Genomic DNA, 15,963 nt, shown 5'->3' on the forward strand with positions numbered 1-15,963 from the left:
GGTTTTTAGTTTTTATAAAAAGAAGAATTATGAAACAAAAAACTACATTATTATTCGTATTAGTATTGGTAATATTTAATACAACCTTTAGTCAAGAAAAAATAAAAGGAAATAAACTAATATCAAACGTAAAAACAGCTTTACCTCCTTTCCACACCGTGGTGGTAAATAATGATTTTAAAGTTGAGTTGGTAGTCTCTAATATTTCATCATCAATAGACATAGAAACAGATAAAAATCTACACGAATATATCAGTTTTAACGTTACAGACTCTATCTTAACAATAGCAACTGATAAAAAATTAAAAGCAAAAAAATTAAACATTGCTGTAAATTATAAAAATGCATTAAAAGAAATCATATTAAATGACGATGCCGAAATAGAATCTATAGGTACCATAAAAACCACCTCTTTGTTACTTAAAATAAATGATTACGGAATAGCTGATTTAGCAATAAAATCTGATAATTTTAAGCTGTTAAATAGTAATAAATCTCGCATTCAATTAAGATCTAAAAGCAAATTAAATATAGACAGTAAAGATGTTGATCTAGATTTAAGCGAATCTTGTAAGGTAGATATGATCATTAAAACAGAAAACTTAAACACTAGAATGATTGGTAATTCTGGTTTAAATATTGAAGGAACTGCAAATCTATTTAATGCAATTACATTAGAATCATCAGAATTAAAGGGTGCAAAATTAAGTGTTATAACTTGTACAAGTACTATAAAAGACTCAGCTGCTATTATTGTAAATGCTTCAGAAAACATTACAATAGAAGCATCGGATAAAAGTAAAACAGAAGTATATGGTGATGCCCAAATAATTTTAAGTCAGTTTACAGGTAACGCTAAACTGTTTAAAAAAGAATTATAATACAATTTTAATTGCAAGAAAAATAAGCTCGCAATATGTGAGCTTTTTTAATATAATTATTTCTGATGACCACCTTAGAACAAAAACTTAAAAACCCTGTTTGGTACTCATTAAATGAAACCCATAACACCTCTTTATTAAAGTATGATGGCGTACAATTTTATCAGCCTAATACTTGCTCTTTTGGAGCTTTTTTTGATTCCGAAAAAACACCTATTGCTTTAACTGAACATTCTAAAATTGTCGAAAAATTCTTTTTAGTTTCTGAAAATGGTATTCCAAAAATAGATGACAACTATGTAATTCTTGAGAAGAAAATTAATGGATGCCAAATGGTTTTAAACAATCTGATAGATATAGATATTACAGAAAATATTGTTTTATTAACGAACGAATACATCGATGAAGTCTATAATTTAATTTGGTTGGTGATGCCTGGTTTTTATCAAAAGAAAGGTTTTGAAATGGGAAAATTCTTTGGTATCTTTAAAGATAATAAACTAGTTGCAATCACAGGCCAAAGAATGCAAACTGATGATTTTATTGAAATTAGTTCTGTAGTTACTCACCCAGATTACACAAGAAAAGGTTTTGCCAAACAACTCATCTACCACACAACTAAAGAAATTCTAAAAGAAAAAAAACTTCCTATCTTGCACACCAATAAAGGTAATGCTGCAATTCCTCTTTATGAGAAATTAGGTTTTAAATTAACTAGAGATATGAATTGGTGGCTATTCCGCCGAAAATAACACACTTTATAACTTTACAAGATGCCAAAAAAAGGGAAAGGAAAAGCTAAAAATTCCGTTAACAAAGCAAAACACACTAAATTAATGAATCAGAAAATTAATAAGGTGAAACTAGAAAAGCAATTAAATAAAGAACGTTTAAAAGCAATCATTAAAAAAATGAATGATGCAAAAAAGGATAAAGAATAAAGTAAAGTATTTTTTAAGTATAATTGCATCAGTACCTTTATTACCTTTTATATACTTCCAAGGAAAAAACATCAGAAAAAAGGTACCAAAACTTCCAGAAGCTAAAGAACCAAAAGGATCTACAAATGGTCCTTTTAATAAAACTTTAAATATACTTTCAATTGGAGAAAGTACTATTGCAGGAGTTGGTGTATATTATCATAAAAACGGATTTACAGGATCTTTATCAAATACACTTTCTATCAACTTAAAAAGCAATATAAACTGGCGTGTATATGCTAGAAGTGGTTATACGGTAGCTCAAGTTTGTAAAAAAATTATTCCTAAAATAGAAGAAACAACTACAGATATTATTGTTGTTGGAATGGGAGGCAATGATGCTTTTACTTTAAATTCTCCTAAAAAATGGGCTAATTCAATAGAAAATCTTATCACTTTATTACAAAACAAATTCCCTGATACTCCAATTTTCTTTACAAACATGCCTCCTATAAAAGAATTTCCTGCCTTTACAAAACCAATAAAGTTTGTAATAGGTAATTTGGTCGAACTTTTAGGAGAAAGACTACAAGTTATAACAAAAGACAAAAAGAATGTTTTTTACTACAATGAAGTAATTACCTTAGAAAAATGGAGTAAAAAGTACTCTTTATCGAATAATAATTCCGAAATTTATTTTAGCGATGGTGTGCATCCATCTGAATTGACTTATAAAGTTTTGGGAGAGGAAATGGGGAATTTTATCACAAAAAAAATCCCAAGTTAAATACTTAGGATTCTTTTATCATACTTTCCTAAACTTCAATTTAGGATGTTTTTTAGTAATTTCTTTCTATTTAGGGTCTAAAATAAGATCAATCCTTTTTATCAAGTCCCGTAAATGGTATTTAGAAATAGTATTTATAGAACTATTTAATGCTCTATTTGCATCTCTTTTTATTCTATTAAGCTCACCTCTTACTACCGGTTTAATATCAGAAATATCTGCATCAACAGCTGTAACTTTTAAAATACCAATATTTATAAAGCCTTGTTTTTTAGCATCCATTAAAGAAGCTAATTTAATAATATAAGTTCTTTGAAGGTTTCTTCTGTAGGTATCTATCGATTTTCTAGAATAAAGCTCTGTAAATATACCTTTTCTAAAATCTGTCATTAAATCCATAAACGTATACGCTTTGTCCCCGTTTAACGCTTCATTCTCTAATAACCTAGCAATTCGACCTGTTCGCATTACTCTATTAAAAGAAATAATTTGTAAATCTCTAATTTTAACATCAGATCCAGAAAATTGAATTTTATCTAAAATATCTGTATCTAACAACCAAGTTGGCGTTGTAAAAACCTGATTTATTAGAAATTGTACTGCTCTTTTCTGCTTATCTTTAGTTACATAGGTATAAACAGCTCCTTCTTGTTCTGCAGTTTTAAAGTTTTCATAAACTCCTCCAATATTCGAAGAAACATGTCCAATATATCTGTTAAATTGGCTTGTTAATTCTTTGTACATGGTTGCTAATTCATCATAATTTTCACCTTCTTCTGTTGTCCACTCCTTTAACTTAGGCATTATTCTCTTTAAATTTTTAATACCATATAAACTCGCTTTCATAGCATCATCACCTAAATCTTCTGTTAGAGAACTTGGATCTAAATTATTTAAAACTTGCTGACTTCCAAAGCGATATACAGGATCACCAGCATGCTTTAAAATCCACTTATTTAATGTTTCCTTTTCACCTTTAGCTGTTGTGTTTAAAATTGGTCTATATCCCCAAGAAATAGAGTATTTATCATAAGGACCAATTTCTGGCATAAGCGCAACCCCTTTATCTTCTGGCTGTGCAACATAGTTAAAACGTGCATAATCCATAATTGAAGGAGCAGTACCAAATTTTTTTGTAAAAGTTGCAGAACGTAACGAATCTACAGGGTAGGCAACAGAACTCCCCATATTATGTGGCAAACCTAAAGTATGTCCCACTTCATGAGAAGAAACAAAACGAATTAAACGCCCCATTGTTTCTGTTTTAAAAGAAGTACTTCTTGCTTCAGGGTTAATTGCTGCAGTCTGAATAAAAAACCAATTACGTAATAATGTCATTACATTATGGTACCAATTTATATCTGATTCTAAAATTTCACCAGATCGAGGATCACTTACATGAGGGCCATTTGCATTTGGAATAGGAGAAGCTAAATATCTTACCACAGAATAGCGAATATCTTCTGGACTCCAATCTGGATCCTCTTCTTTTGTTGGCGGAGTTTTTGCTATAATTGCATTTTTAAAACCTGCAGCTTCAAAAGCAACTTGCCAGTCCTCAATTCCTTGTTTAATGTACGGAACCCACTCTTCTGGCGTTGCTCTATCTACATAATAAACTATTTGCTTTTTCGGCTCTACTAGCTCCCCTCTTTTAAATTTCTCGATATCTTCATCCTTTACTTCCAATCTCCATCTATCTAAATAAGTAACTCTCTTACTTTTTTGAGCTTTTAATCCATAGTCTGTTTGTCCACGTGAAAACCAACCAACTCTCTGATCAAAATACCTTCTACGCATAGGCTCTTTTGGTAATAAAACCATAGAATTACTCATTTCTACAGATATAGCACCTACGGTTGAAGCTGTTGCTGGCGCTTTATTAGCAGTATACGTTTTTACATGTCTAACCTCAATATTTAGAGGATAACTATTCAACCTTTGAATATAAGAACGGTCTTTCTCTAACCTTGTAATCTGATATAACTTTCTTTGAGATACAGGGAAACCAATTGTTTTAACATCTTCTGTAAACAAAGCTGTTGCATCTATAACAGTAGCGGTAGAATCTTTGCTAAATGCTTTAATTGGAAATGCAAATAAAATAGGTTCGAAATTAGAATTTACAACTGCCTCATGTACCGGTAAAATAGAATCTGCAACTACATTATGAGAAACAACACGTAGTAATATTTTTTTACCTTGCTTTTGCCATCTTAATACTTGCGTGTTTGTTTTACCTCCACCAAAACCAATACCACTTGCAGTTTTAGCTATTCTTGTTACCATTAACACTTCTCTATTCAGTAAAGAGTCCTCTATTTCAAATAAATATTCTTCATCTTTTTGATGTACTTTAAACAAACCTTCATCTGTTTTATGTTCTTTAGTAACAACTTTATCATAAGCTAGTATGCCTCCTTTTTTAGATTTCGGTTTTACAGTATCTTTAGAATCTTCTTTTTTCTTTTTTTTCCAAAACTGGGCTTTTACCTCTCCTGAAAAGGCAAAAATAAAGGTCAATAAAAGTAAATTTGATATTATTTTTTTAATCATAATAAATTATTTGTTTCTGTTTTTCTAATTATGTGTATTAAAAAATAGGTCTATTATTTTTTCTTATCCTATTTCTATGTAAGTAAAATAAATGGTTATTCGTACCCCGGATTTTGATCGTCTAAATTAACTTCTCCATTTCCTATAATTTCCTCCTCAGGAATTGGTAAAATGTATTGATTGCTAGATATTACTGAAGATTTTAAAGACATAATTTTATCAAAACGAATGGACGCAGCCCAAACCGAACCATTTTCATATGCTAATTCTTTTACATATTCTTCAAAAATATCATCTTTTAAAGCTGCTATAGTTGATGCAGGAGAATCTCCTGTACCGGCTCTATTTCTAATAATATCTAATGCCGCTTTACTATTTAATAAAGATTCACCACTATTAGCCAATCCTTCTGCTTTTATCAAATACATTTCTGCTAAACGCAAATAATACGTTGGTCTAAATGTAGAAGTTTGATTTACTTTATTAATAGCTGTGCCACTATACGTAAAACTTTCTCTTGGATCTCCTGTTATTAAAGTCTTAAACCACCCCGTAGAAATTGCTCTACCAGAATAGAAGCGCTTTCTGTTATTCTGATCTATATCTGAATTAACATCTCTATAGGTCATTAAAATCATTTCTGTAGAGCTTATGCCCTTCGTAAATGCTTCTTCAAACGTTGGTTCTAAAGACCTAGTACTTTCTGTAATTACCATATCTGCAACAGAAGCAGCTTCTGAGTACTTACCATTATAAAGTAAAACTCTAGCTTTTAATGCTTTTGCCGCTGTTTTTGAAGCTCTGTAAGAAACAGAAAAGTCTGGTGCAGTTGCAATGGCTTCTTCTAAGTCTGAATAGATCTGACTATAAGACTCTAACACGGTACTTCTAGCTTTAGATCTTGTAACAAAATTAGATGGGGATGTTCTAAGTACAATACCATAAATACTTGATTCATCCCAATATTGTCCAAAATAACGAAGAATATCAAAACTTGCCATTGCTCTCAAAAATTTAGCCTCACCAAGAACCTTTGCTCTATTGGCCTCCGAAATTTCTTCTTCAGATAAAATATTTGCTTGCTCAATAACATTATTAGCCTGATTTACTACTTGATAAACAATATTCCAATAATTTTTAACGACTGTGTTTTCAAAATCGACAGTATTGTCTCTAATATCATCATTTGCAGCTCCAAAACCACTTTGTGACATTGTTCCTACTAAAGCACTTGGCATTGTTTCAAATTCATGATAATAATAAGATGTTGTTCTAGAAACTATGGTACTATAAACCCCATTAAGGAGCGCTTCTAGATCTGTCTGGTTTTTAACCACATTTTCTGGAACTAAATTATTTGGCGGATCATTATCTAATACCTCTGTTAATTCACAAGATGTGGTAACAAATATGATTGTAATTAGTATATAATATATTTTTTTCATGTTATGTATTTTTTATTAAAATCCAATTCTAACTCCAGTTGTAAAAACTTTTGCTAATGGATAACGGTTATTATCTCTTCCTGAACTAATATCATTATTATATAAATTAGAAGCTTCTGGGTCTGCACCAGGGTAACTTGTAACTGTCCATAAATTTTGAGCAGAAAACTGAAGAGACAAACTTTTAATATATTTAAATTTATCTAACACTCTTTTAGAAAACGAATATGATAAATTAACATTCTTTAGACGAATGTAAGAAGCATCATATACATAATGACTAGATATTCTATCATTATCATTAGGGTCTCCGTAAACAATTCTTGGAATTGAACTACCTGTATTTTCTGGTGTCCATGCATTTAATACTGAAGTTACTTTATTCTCTCCAATATATGTACTTGAAAAATTGGTATCTCTTGCAAGGTTAAACGCTTGTAAATCGTTACCAACAGAGTAGGTAAAGAAAGTAGATAAAGTAAAGCCTTTATATCTAAAATTAGATGAAATAGAACCAAAGAAATCTGCTTGAGCATTCCCTATTACTTCTTGATCTAAATTTGTAATAATTCCATCAGGTACTCCATTGGGCCCAGTTAAATCTTTAAACCTTAAGTCTCCTGGTGATGTATTTGCTTTTTGATAGATTCCTGTTGAAGATGCTGTATTTAAAGCATCAATATCTTCTTGGTTTTGAAAAATACCTTCCGCTCTATATCCATAAATTAACCCTATAGCACTACCTTCTTTTAAAATTCCTCCACCAGGAAAACCTGTTAAAAAACCATCTTCGTTTTTAAAGTCGTCTACAATTCTTACCAACTTATTTTTATTAGAAGAGACGATTAAACCCATATCCCAACTAAAATTATCATTCTCAACTATAACGCCATTTAACTTTAGTTCTAAACCTGAGTTTCTTGTATCTCCAATATTTGCAATTGTTCTACTCTCTCCAGAACTTCCTGGAGAATACGTGGTAAACAATGCATCTATAGTCTTTTTAGTATAGTACCCCATTTCTCCTGTTAATTTCCCTTTAAAAAGAGAGAAATCTAAACCTAAATCAAATTGATTACTTGTTTCCCATTTTAATTTATCGTTTCCTAATTGAGATAAAATAATTGCAGATTCTCCTCCATAAAAAGAAGTATCAAACAAAGTTCTCCATGCATAAGGACCAAAATCTTGCTGCCCAGTTTTACCTATACTTGTTCTTAACTTAAGCTCATCTATAAAATCTGCATTTTCTAAAAAAGATTCTTTAGACAACCTCCATGCTAATGCAGCTGAAGGGAAAAAAGCATATCTATTGTCTACAGCAAATTTAGATGAACCATCTAACCTTCCTGTTAGTGTTACATAATATTTACTTGCAAAATCATAATCAAATCTACCAATATAAGATTCTAAACCATAATTTGTACTATAAGAGGAACCACCTGTAGAAACTGTAGCACTAATTACATTAGATAATACATCATTAGAAAAACCTGTTCCAAAAGCTTTTGTAAAATCACTTTTTTGCTTTTCAAAAGATACTACAGCCAAACCTGTAAGATGGTGCTTATCATCAATATTCTTCGTATAAGTTAATTCATTCTGAAAAAGTGTACTAGAAATCTCACTTCTACTATCTTGTGCGTAACCGTCTCCATCTCCACCTGTTCTTCTCCATCCACCTGTAAAAGTAAATTTTGGATAAAAACTATATTGATGGCCTGCATTATAATTTACAGAAACTGATGTTTTAAATTTTAAATCTTTCATCAATTCTAATTCAGAGAAAAATGAACCTAAAACAAATAAAGTTGAATTGCTATTTTTTGATTTAGAAAGTGCTACTGGATTTTCTGAGTTATATTGTGGAGAAAACGTATAGTTACCGTCTTCATCAAACACAGGTAAATCTGGTCTAAAGCTATAAGATCTTTGGGTAATACCTCCATCTACAGATTCTTGATCAGAATAAGAAAGTGAAACCCTAGAACCAAACTTCCAAATATCACTTACCTCTGTATCTAAATTTAAATTAAAAGAATAACGATCAAAACCAGAACCTTCATAAACTCCTTCTTGCTGATTAACTCCTAGCGCAGTATTATATTTTGTCTTTTCAGTACCTCCAGAAACATTAATATTAAAATTTGTAGACATCGGGCTTCCCGGACCAACTTCATCTTCCCAATTTGTATCTGTATCACCAAAATAAGAACCATCTAAAACACTTGCGGTATAAGCGTTATTTGTAGTCCCTTCTGAAACAGCTGTGGTCCATACATTTTTAAATTGTGCCGCATTTAAAACATTTAGAGTTTGAGCATTTTGAAAACTATTTGTTAAACTAACATCAAAAACAGGTTTTTTATTATAACTACCTCCTTTTGTTGTAATTATAATAACCCCATTAGCAGCTCTAGACCCATAAATTGCAGCTGCAGAAGCATCCTTTAATATACTTATAGATTCTATATCTGCTGTATTAATATTACCAATTGGAGTACTAATACCTTGTTGATCTAAAGACCTACCTAAGTTCCCTCCTTCAGTCCCTCCAACAGGGATATTACTTGATGTTACAACAGGAATCCCATCAATCACATATAATGGTTGGTTTGACCCTAATAAAGAAGTTGTTCCTCTAATCCTTATTCTAGCCGCCGCACCTGGTTGCCCATTTGCACTAGTTACATTAACACCAGCAACCTGCCCTTGTAAAGCATTGTCTAAATTAACTGTAGGTGCCTGAGAAACTATTTTCTTCATATCTACAGTACCAACAGAACCTGTTAATTCTTCTTTTTTTACTTTCCCGTAACCAATAACTACAATTTCATCTAATCCAGTTTCGTCTTCTTGCAACAGAACATCTATTTTTGTTCTGTTTCTTATTACGACTTGTTTTTCTCTAAAACCAACGTAAGTTATAACTAGCGTTGTTGCTTTGTCTGTTAAATTAATAGTATATTTTCCATCAAAATCTGTACTTGTAGCAATTTTAGTTCCTTTAATTAAGATAGTTGCTCCATATAGTGGAGTACCATATTGATCTGTAATAGTACCTTTAACTGTTTTTTGCTGAACTACAATTTTGTTTGACACTTTAAATGTCGTTGGATTTTTTAAATCTTCTCTAAGTATAACTTGTTTATTAAATGTTTCAAATTTTATATTAGAGTCTTTAAAAAGTAATTCTAGTATTTTTTTTACACTTACCTTGTCAGCTTTAATATCTATTTTTTCACTTAAATTAAGTTCTGAATTTTTAAAGAAAAAATTAATATCTGTTTTACGTTCTATCTCCTCAAGAACATCTTCTATAGTACTGGATTTTAGTTCTAAAGATATCTTTTTACTTTGTGAATACGTGTCATTTGCATTCATTTGAAACAAAGTAAATAAGAGTAGTATTCCTGTGAGTTTCATTTTTAAATCAAATTTAAAAGAGATTGTGTATAAGCCACAAATCGTGCTAATTTTTTTCATATTTTTGTTATGATTAAAAAGTTGGTTTCTAATTTTTTAGTTATTCATTTTCGAGGAATGTTGCCGCATTTCTCGATTTTTTTTAGCTATATGTCAAGTCATATGTATCAGGTTAAGGGTTAATAATTATTTGATTGTTATTTTTTGTATACTTAAAGTTGAGTACTTTATTTATTGTATTTAACACTTCTTCAATAGATTCTACTTCAAATCTTCCTGTGAACCGTACGTTTGTAAAGTTTTTAGTATTATCTATAAACTCAACTCCATAATGTCTTTCTAATTTTTTTAGAATAACACTAAATTTTTCATTTTTAAATAACAGCACGTTATCAATCCATGCTATATGGCTATCTATATCTACAAAATCAACCTTCATTTTATGATCTATTTTAGAATAAGAAGCTATTTGATCGGGTTTTAATTTACGCTCTTTGTTGTTGTTTGATTTATTATAAACTCCAACACTACCTTCTACTAAAACAACGTTTACCTTTTCTTCATTCTCGTAAGAGGTAATATTAAATTCTGTTCCGTAGACTTGTGTGCTTACTTTATTTGTATTTACAATAAAAGCTTCTTCTTTGTTTTTTGAAATTTTGAAATACCCTTCCCCTTCTAAATACACTTCTCGTTTTTGTCCTTTCATAAATTCTTCAGGATATTTTAAAGAAGATCCTGAATTTAGATATATTTGAGATCCATCTGAAAGTACAAGTTGAAACTTTTTACCATAAGGAACAGATAACTCGTTGTAAGCTAATTCTTTAGATTTATTAATCTTATCTTTTGTAAAATAGATTAATTTATTTCCTTTTAATGTTGCTATTTTATCTTTGCTTCCTCTTAACGTATCGATGTTATTTTTTATCTTAAACGATTTTATAGAACCATCTGATAATCTAATTTTAACAAACTCTTCTTTTCTACTGTTCTCTTTTAATTTTGTAGAATTATAAACATAAAAAACGGTACTAATAACACCAATTAAAATTGCAGCGTATTTTAGCAACATAAGCAAGCGGTATTTAACTGAAGTCTTTAAAAACTTAGTATCTTCTTTTTCCACTATTTTACCTTTTAATTTATTCCAAACAATATCTTCTTTTAATTTTAATGAAACTTCTTCATCTTTAGAATTCCAGGTTTCTAAAAACTCTTTATCAAGCTCTTTTATTTGTTTTCCCTTAAAAAAATCATTTAAAATAGAAATTTCTTCAGGAGAACATTCTCCCTTCAAAAATCTTTCTATCAATCGATTTATTTCCATAGCTTTATTGTGAATTAAATTTCTTGTACATATATAATACACTCCTCAAAATAAGAAGTACTAGTTTTTATTTAAAAAAAAATAAAGATTTAACGTTTTTAACAAGTTTTAATCAATAAAACAAGCTTTTTATTGATTTTACAGCGTTCAAAAAGAAGATATTATAAGCAATCTTTCTTAAGAAAACTCATTGCAGAATTTAAATGAGATGAAACTGTATTCTTAGAAATATTTAATGAAGTTGCTATTTCATCATATGTCAGGCCATCAAAACGATACATTTTAAAAATAATTTGCTGTTTTTTAGGAAGCCTACTTACACTTTTATTAATTTTAATCAGCCTATCTAGAGAAAGATCATCTGCTTGAATTGCATCATTTACTTTTTCGACTTTAAATTTTGACAATAATTTTTGCCGATTCACCTTCTCTCTTAACAAATTAAAAACCAAGTTCTTAGATATTACAAATAGTTGATGTTCTAATGAAATTTCGACACTAATTTTATCTCTATTTTTCCATAATTTAATAAACACCTCTTGTACAACATCTTCTGCATCTACACCATTACCAGCGTATTTTTTAGCTACAGAATATACTTTTTTGAAATGCAAACGGTATGCTTTCTCTAAAGCATTTTTATCACCATTTATAATTTCAACTTCTAAAGACATCTTAAAATTTATATGAGACTAAATTATAAAAATTAATTAATTTTAAGATAATCATTAATTACTTATTTTTATTTAAAAAATTATTCAAGCAATCTTACTAAATTATTTAGTTTTTAAACAAAAAAAATCCCAAGTTAAATACTTAGGATTGTACATAAAACTGTTAAGTTTATTATTGGTCTATAGAACCTAAAACGCGTTTCATAAATGTATTTAACGCTTCTTTTTTGGGTGTTCCGTCTTTTACCATTTTATCAACCTCAAGAGCACCATACATATTAGAAATCAACTCGCCAATAACATCTAATTCTTCATCTTTTAATGACGGAACTTCTGTTAACGCTTCTAGAGTTTCAATAGTTTCTAACACATAATCTTGATCGTTTTCTTCGATAAAATTAGTAAGATGTTTAATTACTGGTAATTTCATAATCTAATTAAATTACTTCGTTAACTAATTCTTTTAACACCTCAAACTTGTTTGTTTGTGTTTGATTTTTAAAACTACCACCTTCAAAAGTTGCAAAAGTTGGTAAGTTACTTACATCTGCTAATTTTCTACTTTCAGGAAATTTTTCTGCATCTGCAATTACAAAAGTTACGTTTTCATTTTCTGAAGCTAACTTTTTAAATTTTGGTTTCATAATTCTACAATTCCCACACCATGTAGCAGAATATTGTACAACTACTTTATCATTTCCATTTACAATTTCTTGTAAATTATCTTCTGTTAATTCTTGTACCATTTTAATTATGAATTTAAAATTATGAATTACGAATTTAAAATCCGTAATTCATAACTTGTAATTAATATTTAGTGAGAAGCTAAATAAGCTGCAGTTCCTTTTGCATTTGGAGACATAGCATCTTTTCCTTCTTCCCAGTTTGCAGGACAAACTTCACCTTTTTCTTGTACATGCGTTAAAGCATCTACTAAACGTAAATATTCACCTACATTTCTACCTAAAGGCATATTGTTAATACTTTCGTGTTGTACAATACCATCCTCATCTATAATATAAGTAGCTCTATACGTTACGTTATCTCCTTCTACTTGGATTGTTTGAGAAGCTTCATCAAAAGTTTCACTTGTAATATCTAAAATACCTAAAATTGATGATAAGTTTCTATTACTATCTGCTAAAAGTGGGTATGTAACACCTTCAATTCCTCCATTATCTTTTGCTTGACTTAACCATGCAAAATGTACTTCTGGAGTATCACAAGAAGCACCAATAACAATAGTATTTCTTTTTTCGAACTCACCTAAAGCTGCTTGAAAAGCGTGTAACTCTGTAGGACACACAAAAGTAAAGTCTTTTGGGTACCAAAATAATACTACTTTTTTCTTATTATTAACCGCTTCTTCTAATACATTAACTTTAAATGTATCACCCATTTCATTCATTGCGTCTACATTTAAATCTGGGAATTTTTTTCCAACTGCTGTTGCCATTCTATATAAGTTTTATAATTATTAATGTTCAATTTATTACTGATGCAAAGATAAAAATAAAGCAAAAAAAAAGGTAGCGTTTTAATGGTAACTTTCGATATTGCTATAGTTTTTAATTATACATAAAATAAAAATAAATAGATTTTTGCTATTCACAAAAATATCCCTAAGAAAATTCGTATTTTTAAATAATTACTTTGAATAATTTTTAACTATATTAAAATAAAAACAATAGATAAAAATTATCTAAAAACATATTATAGTTTTGTCAAAAATTAAAACATAAAATTTAAAATATATACATAATGGAAAACTTAAAACACGGCTCTGGAGACATTTCAAAATGCCCATTTCACGGAGGAAACACAACGAATGAAACAAATAATGATTGGTGGCCAAATTCTTTAAATTTAGATATTTTACATCAGCATGACACAAAGGTAAACCCATTTGGTAAAGAAATTAATTATCATGAAGCTCTTAAAAGCTTAAATGTTGAAGCTCTTAAAGAAGATGTTACTAAGTTAATGACAGATAGTCAAGAATGGTGGCCAGCAGATTGGGGACACTACGGAGGCTTAATGATTCGTATGGCATGGCACTCTGCAGGTTCTTATAGAATTAGTGATGGACGTGGTGGTGGTGGAACCGGAAACCAACGTTTTGCTCCTTTAAACTCTTGGCCAGACAATGCGAGTTTAGATAAGGCGAGACGTTTACTTTGGCCAATTAAGAAAAAATATGGAGACAAATTAAGTTGGGCAGATTTAATAATTTTAGCGGGTACTATTGCTTATGAATCTATGGGGTTAAAAACCTATGGTTTTGCTTTTGGTAGAACTGATGTTTGGCAACCAGAAAAAGATACCTATTGGGGTAATGAAAAAGAATGGTTAGCACCTAGTGATGAACGCTATAATGATGTAGAAGATGCTAGCACTATGGAAAACCCATTAGCAGCAGTACAAATGGGATTAATTTACGTAAACCCAGAAGGTGTAAACGGAAAATCTGACCCAGCAAAAACAGCGCTACACATTAGAGAAACTTTTGCACGTATGGCAATGGATGATGAAGAAACGGCAGCTTTAACCGCAGGAGGTCATACCGTTGGAAAAGCACACGGAAATGGAGATGCAAGTATTTTAGGCCCAGAGCCAGAAGCTGCTCCTGTTGAAAACCAAGGTTTTGGTTGGTCTAACCCTACCGGATCTGGTGTTGGTAGAGATACTGTAACAAGTGGTATAGAAGGCGCATGGACAACAGAACCTACAAAATGGGACAATGGCTTTTTCGACCTTTTATTTGGATATGAATGGGAACTTACAAAAAGTCCTGCAGGTGCTACACAATGGGCACCAATCAATATTAAAGAAGAAGATAAACCTGTAGATGTAGAAGATCCTTCTATTCGTTTAAATCCAATGATGACAGATGCAGATATGGCTATGAAAGTAGATCCTATCTATCGTAAAATCTGTGAAAAATTCAGCAACGATCATCAATATTTTTCAGAAACTTTTGCACGTGCTTGGTTTAAATTAACACACCGTGATATGGGACCAAAAGCTAGATACTATGGCCCCGATGTACCTTCTGAAGATTTAATTTGGCAAGACCCAATTCCTTTAGGAAATAAAGAGTATGATGCAAACCTTGTTAAAGAAAAAATTGCAAAAACAGATCTAAGTATTGCAGAGTTAGTTGCTACTGCTTGGGATAGTGCTAGAACTTATAGAGGTTCTGATATGCGTGGTGGAGCAAATGGTGCTCGAATTCGTTTAGCTCCTCAAAAAGATTGGGCTGGTAACGAGCCTGAAAGACTAGCAAAAGTTTTAAATATTTTAACTCCTATTGCCACAGAATTTGGAATTAGTATTGCAGATACTATTGTCTTAGCTGGTAATGTTGGTATAGAAAAAGCAATTAAAAACGCAGGCTTTAACACAACTGTTCCTTTTACTCCGGGTCGTGGTGATGCTACTGATGAAATGACAGATGCAGACTCTTTTGAACCTTTAGAACCGGTTGCAGATGGATATAGAAACTGGTTAAAACAAGAATATATTGTAAGTCCAGAAGAACTGATGTTAGATAAGACGCAACTTTTAGGTTTAACCGCTCCAGAAATGACCATTTTAGTTGGAGGAATGAGAGTTTTAGGCACTAATTACGGCGGAAGTAAACATGGAGTTTTTACAGATAATGAAGGTGCTTTAACCAATGATTTCTTTGTAAACCTAACAGATATGGCAAATACTTGGAATTCTGTTGGCGAAGGTCTATATGAAATTCGCGATCGTAAAACAGATGCTTTTAAATGGTCTGCAACGAGTGTAGATTTAGTCTTTGGTTCTAATTCTATTTTACGTTCTTATGCAGAAGTATATGCACAAGATGATAATAAAGAAAACTTTGTAAATGCATTTGTAAACGCTTGGACAAAAGTGATGAATGCTGACAGATTTGATATCAAATAATTAATTTA

At 30.6% G+C, this 15,963-nt stretch carries 13 protein-coding genes; 5 read left to right on the forward strand and 8 right to left on the reverse strand.

The features are described 5' to 3' along the window. Positions 1 to 29 precede the first annotated feature (29 nt). From WG945_RS06205 to WG945_RS06220, 4 genes are all read left to right on the forward strand, one after another. Positions 30 to 881 carry a GIN domain-containing protein gene (locus tag WG945_RS06205; RefSeq protein ID WP_068450580.1) on the forward strand — a complete coding sequence of 284 codons (852 nt, stop codon included), beginning with the start codon at positions 30 to 32 and terminating at the stop codon, positions 879 to 881. Between the two features lie 65 nt (positions 882 to 946). After that, entirely contained in the window at positions 947 to 1,633 is a 687-nt protein-coding gene (locus tag WG945_RS06210; protein ID WP_068450579.1) for a GNAT family N-acetyltransferase, read from the forward strand. Positions 1,634 to 1,654: 21 nt separating this feature from the next. Continuing rightward, positions 1,655 to 1,822, forward strand: coding sequence for a hypothetical protein (locus tag WG945_RS06215; protein ID WP_197482094.1), 168 nt, complete (start codon positions 1,655 to 1,657; stop codon positions 1,820 to 1,822). Beyond that, positions 1,800 to 2,588: an SGNH/GDSL hydrolase family protein gene (locus WG945_RS06220; RefSeq protein ID WP_231874672.1), complete on the forward strand. Its 789-nt coding sequence runs from the start codon at positions 1,800 to 1,802 to the stop codon at positions 2,586 to 2,588. The genes WG945_RS06215 and WG945_RS06220 overlap by 23 nt, the downstream gene beginning before the upstream one ends. Positions 2,589 to 2,654: 66 nt before the next feature. On the opposite strand, the gene WG945_RS06225 is transcribed toward WG945_RS06220, so the two are convergent. The 8 genes from WG945_RS06225 to WG945_RS06260 form a co-directional block, all read right to left on the reverse strand. Next, positions 2,655 to 5,144, reverse strand: coding sequence for a zinc-dependent metalloprotease (locus WG945_RS06225; protein WP_068450573.1), 2,490 nt, complete (start codon positions 5,142 to 5,144; stop codon positions 2,655 to 2,657). A gap of 95 nt (positions 5,145 to 5,239) precedes the next feature. Next, positions 5,240 to 6,589 carry a RagB/SusD family nutrient uptake outer membrane protein gene (locus WG945_RS06230; protein WP_068450571.1) on the reverse strand — a complete coding sequence of 450 codons (1,350 nt, stop codon included), beginning with the start codon at positions 6,587 to 6,589 and terminating at the stop codon, positions 5,240 to 5,242. Positions 6,590 to 6,604: 15 nt separating this feature from the next. After that, entirely contained in the window at positions 6,605 to 10,015 is a 3,411-nt protein-coding gene (locus WG945_RS06235; RefSeq protein ID WP_231874671.1) for a SusC/RagA family TonB-linked outer membrane protein, read from the reverse strand. Between the two features lie 172 nt (positions 10,016 to 10,187). Continuing rightward, positions 10,188 to 11,345, reverse strand: coding sequence for a FecR family protein (locus WG945_RS06240; RefSeq protein ID WP_068450566.1), 1,158 nt, complete (start codon positions 11,343 to 11,345; stop codon positions 10,188 to 10,190). 161 nt (positions 11,346 to 11,506) lie between these two features. Further along, positions 11,507 to 12,019: an RNA polymerase sigma factor gene (locus tag WG945_RS06245; protein WP_068450563.1), complete on the reverse strand. Its 513-nt coding sequence runs from the start codon at positions 12,017 to 12,019 to the stop codon at positions 11,507 to 11,509. A 172-nt stretch (positions 12,020 to 12,191) separates the two neighbouring features. Further along, complete coding sequence (locus WG945_RS06250; protein ID WP_068450561.1) at positions 12,192 to 12,449, reverse strand: DUF6952 family protein; 258 nt, start codon at positions 12,447 to 12,449, stop codon at positions 12,192 to 12,194. A gap of 7 nt (positions 12,450 to 12,456) precedes the next feature. Continuing rightward, the gene (locus tag WG945_RS06255; RefSeq protein ID WP_068450559.1) at positions 12,457 to 12,765 is read right to left on the reverse strand and encodes a thioredoxin family protein; all 309 of its coding nucleotides are present in this window, start codon (positions 12,763 to 12,765) and stop codon (positions 12,457 to 12,459) included. A gap of 68 nt (positions 12,766 to 12,833) precedes the next feature. Next, positions 12,834 to 13,475, reverse strand: a complete 642-nt coding sequence (locus WG945_RS06260) for a peroxiredoxin (RefSeq protein ID WP_068450557.1) — start codon at positions 13,473 to 13,475, stop codon at positions 12,834 to 12,836. 305 nt (positions 13,476 to 13,780) lie between these two features. Here WG945_RS06260 and katG point away from each other — a divergent pair, with 305 nt between their 5' ends. Then, positions 13,781 to 15,955, forward strand: coding sequence for a catalase/peroxidase HPI (gene katG, locus WG945_RS06265; protein WP_068450553.1), 2,175 nt, complete (start codon positions 13,781 to 13,783; stop codon positions 15,953 to 15,955). Positions 15,956 to 15,963 lie beyond the last annotated feature (8 nt).

Source organism: Polaribacter atrinae (genome assembly GCF_038023995.1).
Classification (GTDB): domain Bacteria; phylum Bacteroidota; class Bacteroidia; order Flavobacteriales; family Flavobacteriaceae; genus Polaribacter; species Polaribacter atrinae.

Coding starts and splice junctions, on each gene's coding strand:
- WG945_RS06205 (WP_068450580.1), top strand. CDS start 30: ATGAAACAAAAAACTACATTATTATTCGTATTAGTATTGGTAATATTT.
- WG945_RS06210 (WP_068450579.1), top strand. CDS start 947: ATGACCACCTTAGAACAAAAACTTAAAAACCCTGTTTGGTACTCATTA.
- WG945_RS06215 (WP_197482094.1), top strand. CDS start 1,655: ATGCCAAAAAAAGGGAAAGGAAAAGCTAAAAATTCCGTTAACAAAGCA.
- WG945_RS06220 (WP_231874672.1), top strand. CDS start 1,800: ATGCAAAAAAGGATAAAGAATAAAGTAAAGTATTTTTTAAGTATAATT.
- WG945_RS06225 (WP_068450573.1), bottom strand. CDS start 5,144: ATGATTAAAAAAATAATATCAAATTTACTTTTATTGACCTTTATTTTT.
- WG945_RS06230 (WP_068450571.1), bottom strand. CDS start 6,589: ATGAAAAAAATATATTATATACTAATTACAATCATATTTGTTACCACA.
- WG945_RS06235 (WP_231874671.1), bottom strand. CDS start 10,015: ATGAAACTCACAGGAATACTACTCTTATTTACTTTGTTTCAAATGAAT.
- WG945_RS06240 (WP_068450566.1), bottom strand. CDS start 11,345: ATGGAAATAAATCGATTGATAGAAAGATTTTTGAAGGGAGAATGTTCT.
- WG945_RS06245 (WP_068450563.1), bottom strand. CDS start 12,019: ATGTCTTTAGAAGTTGAAATTATAAATGGTGATAAAAATGCTTTAGAG.
- WG945_RS06250 (WP_068450561.1), bottom strand. CDS start 12,449: ATGAAATTACCAGTAATTAAACATCTTACTAATTTTATCGAAGAAAAC.
- WG945_RS06255 (WP_068450559.1), bottom strand. CDS start 12,765: ATGGTACAAGAATTAACAGAAGATAATTTACAAGAAATTGTAAATGGA.
- WG945_RS06260 (WP_068450557.1), bottom strand. CDS start 13,475: ATGGCAACAGCAGTTGGAAAAAAATTCCCAGATTTAAATGTAGACGCA.
- katG (WP_068450553.1), top strand. CDS start 13,781: ATGGAAAACTTAAAACACGGCTCTGGAGACATTTCAAAATGCCCATTT.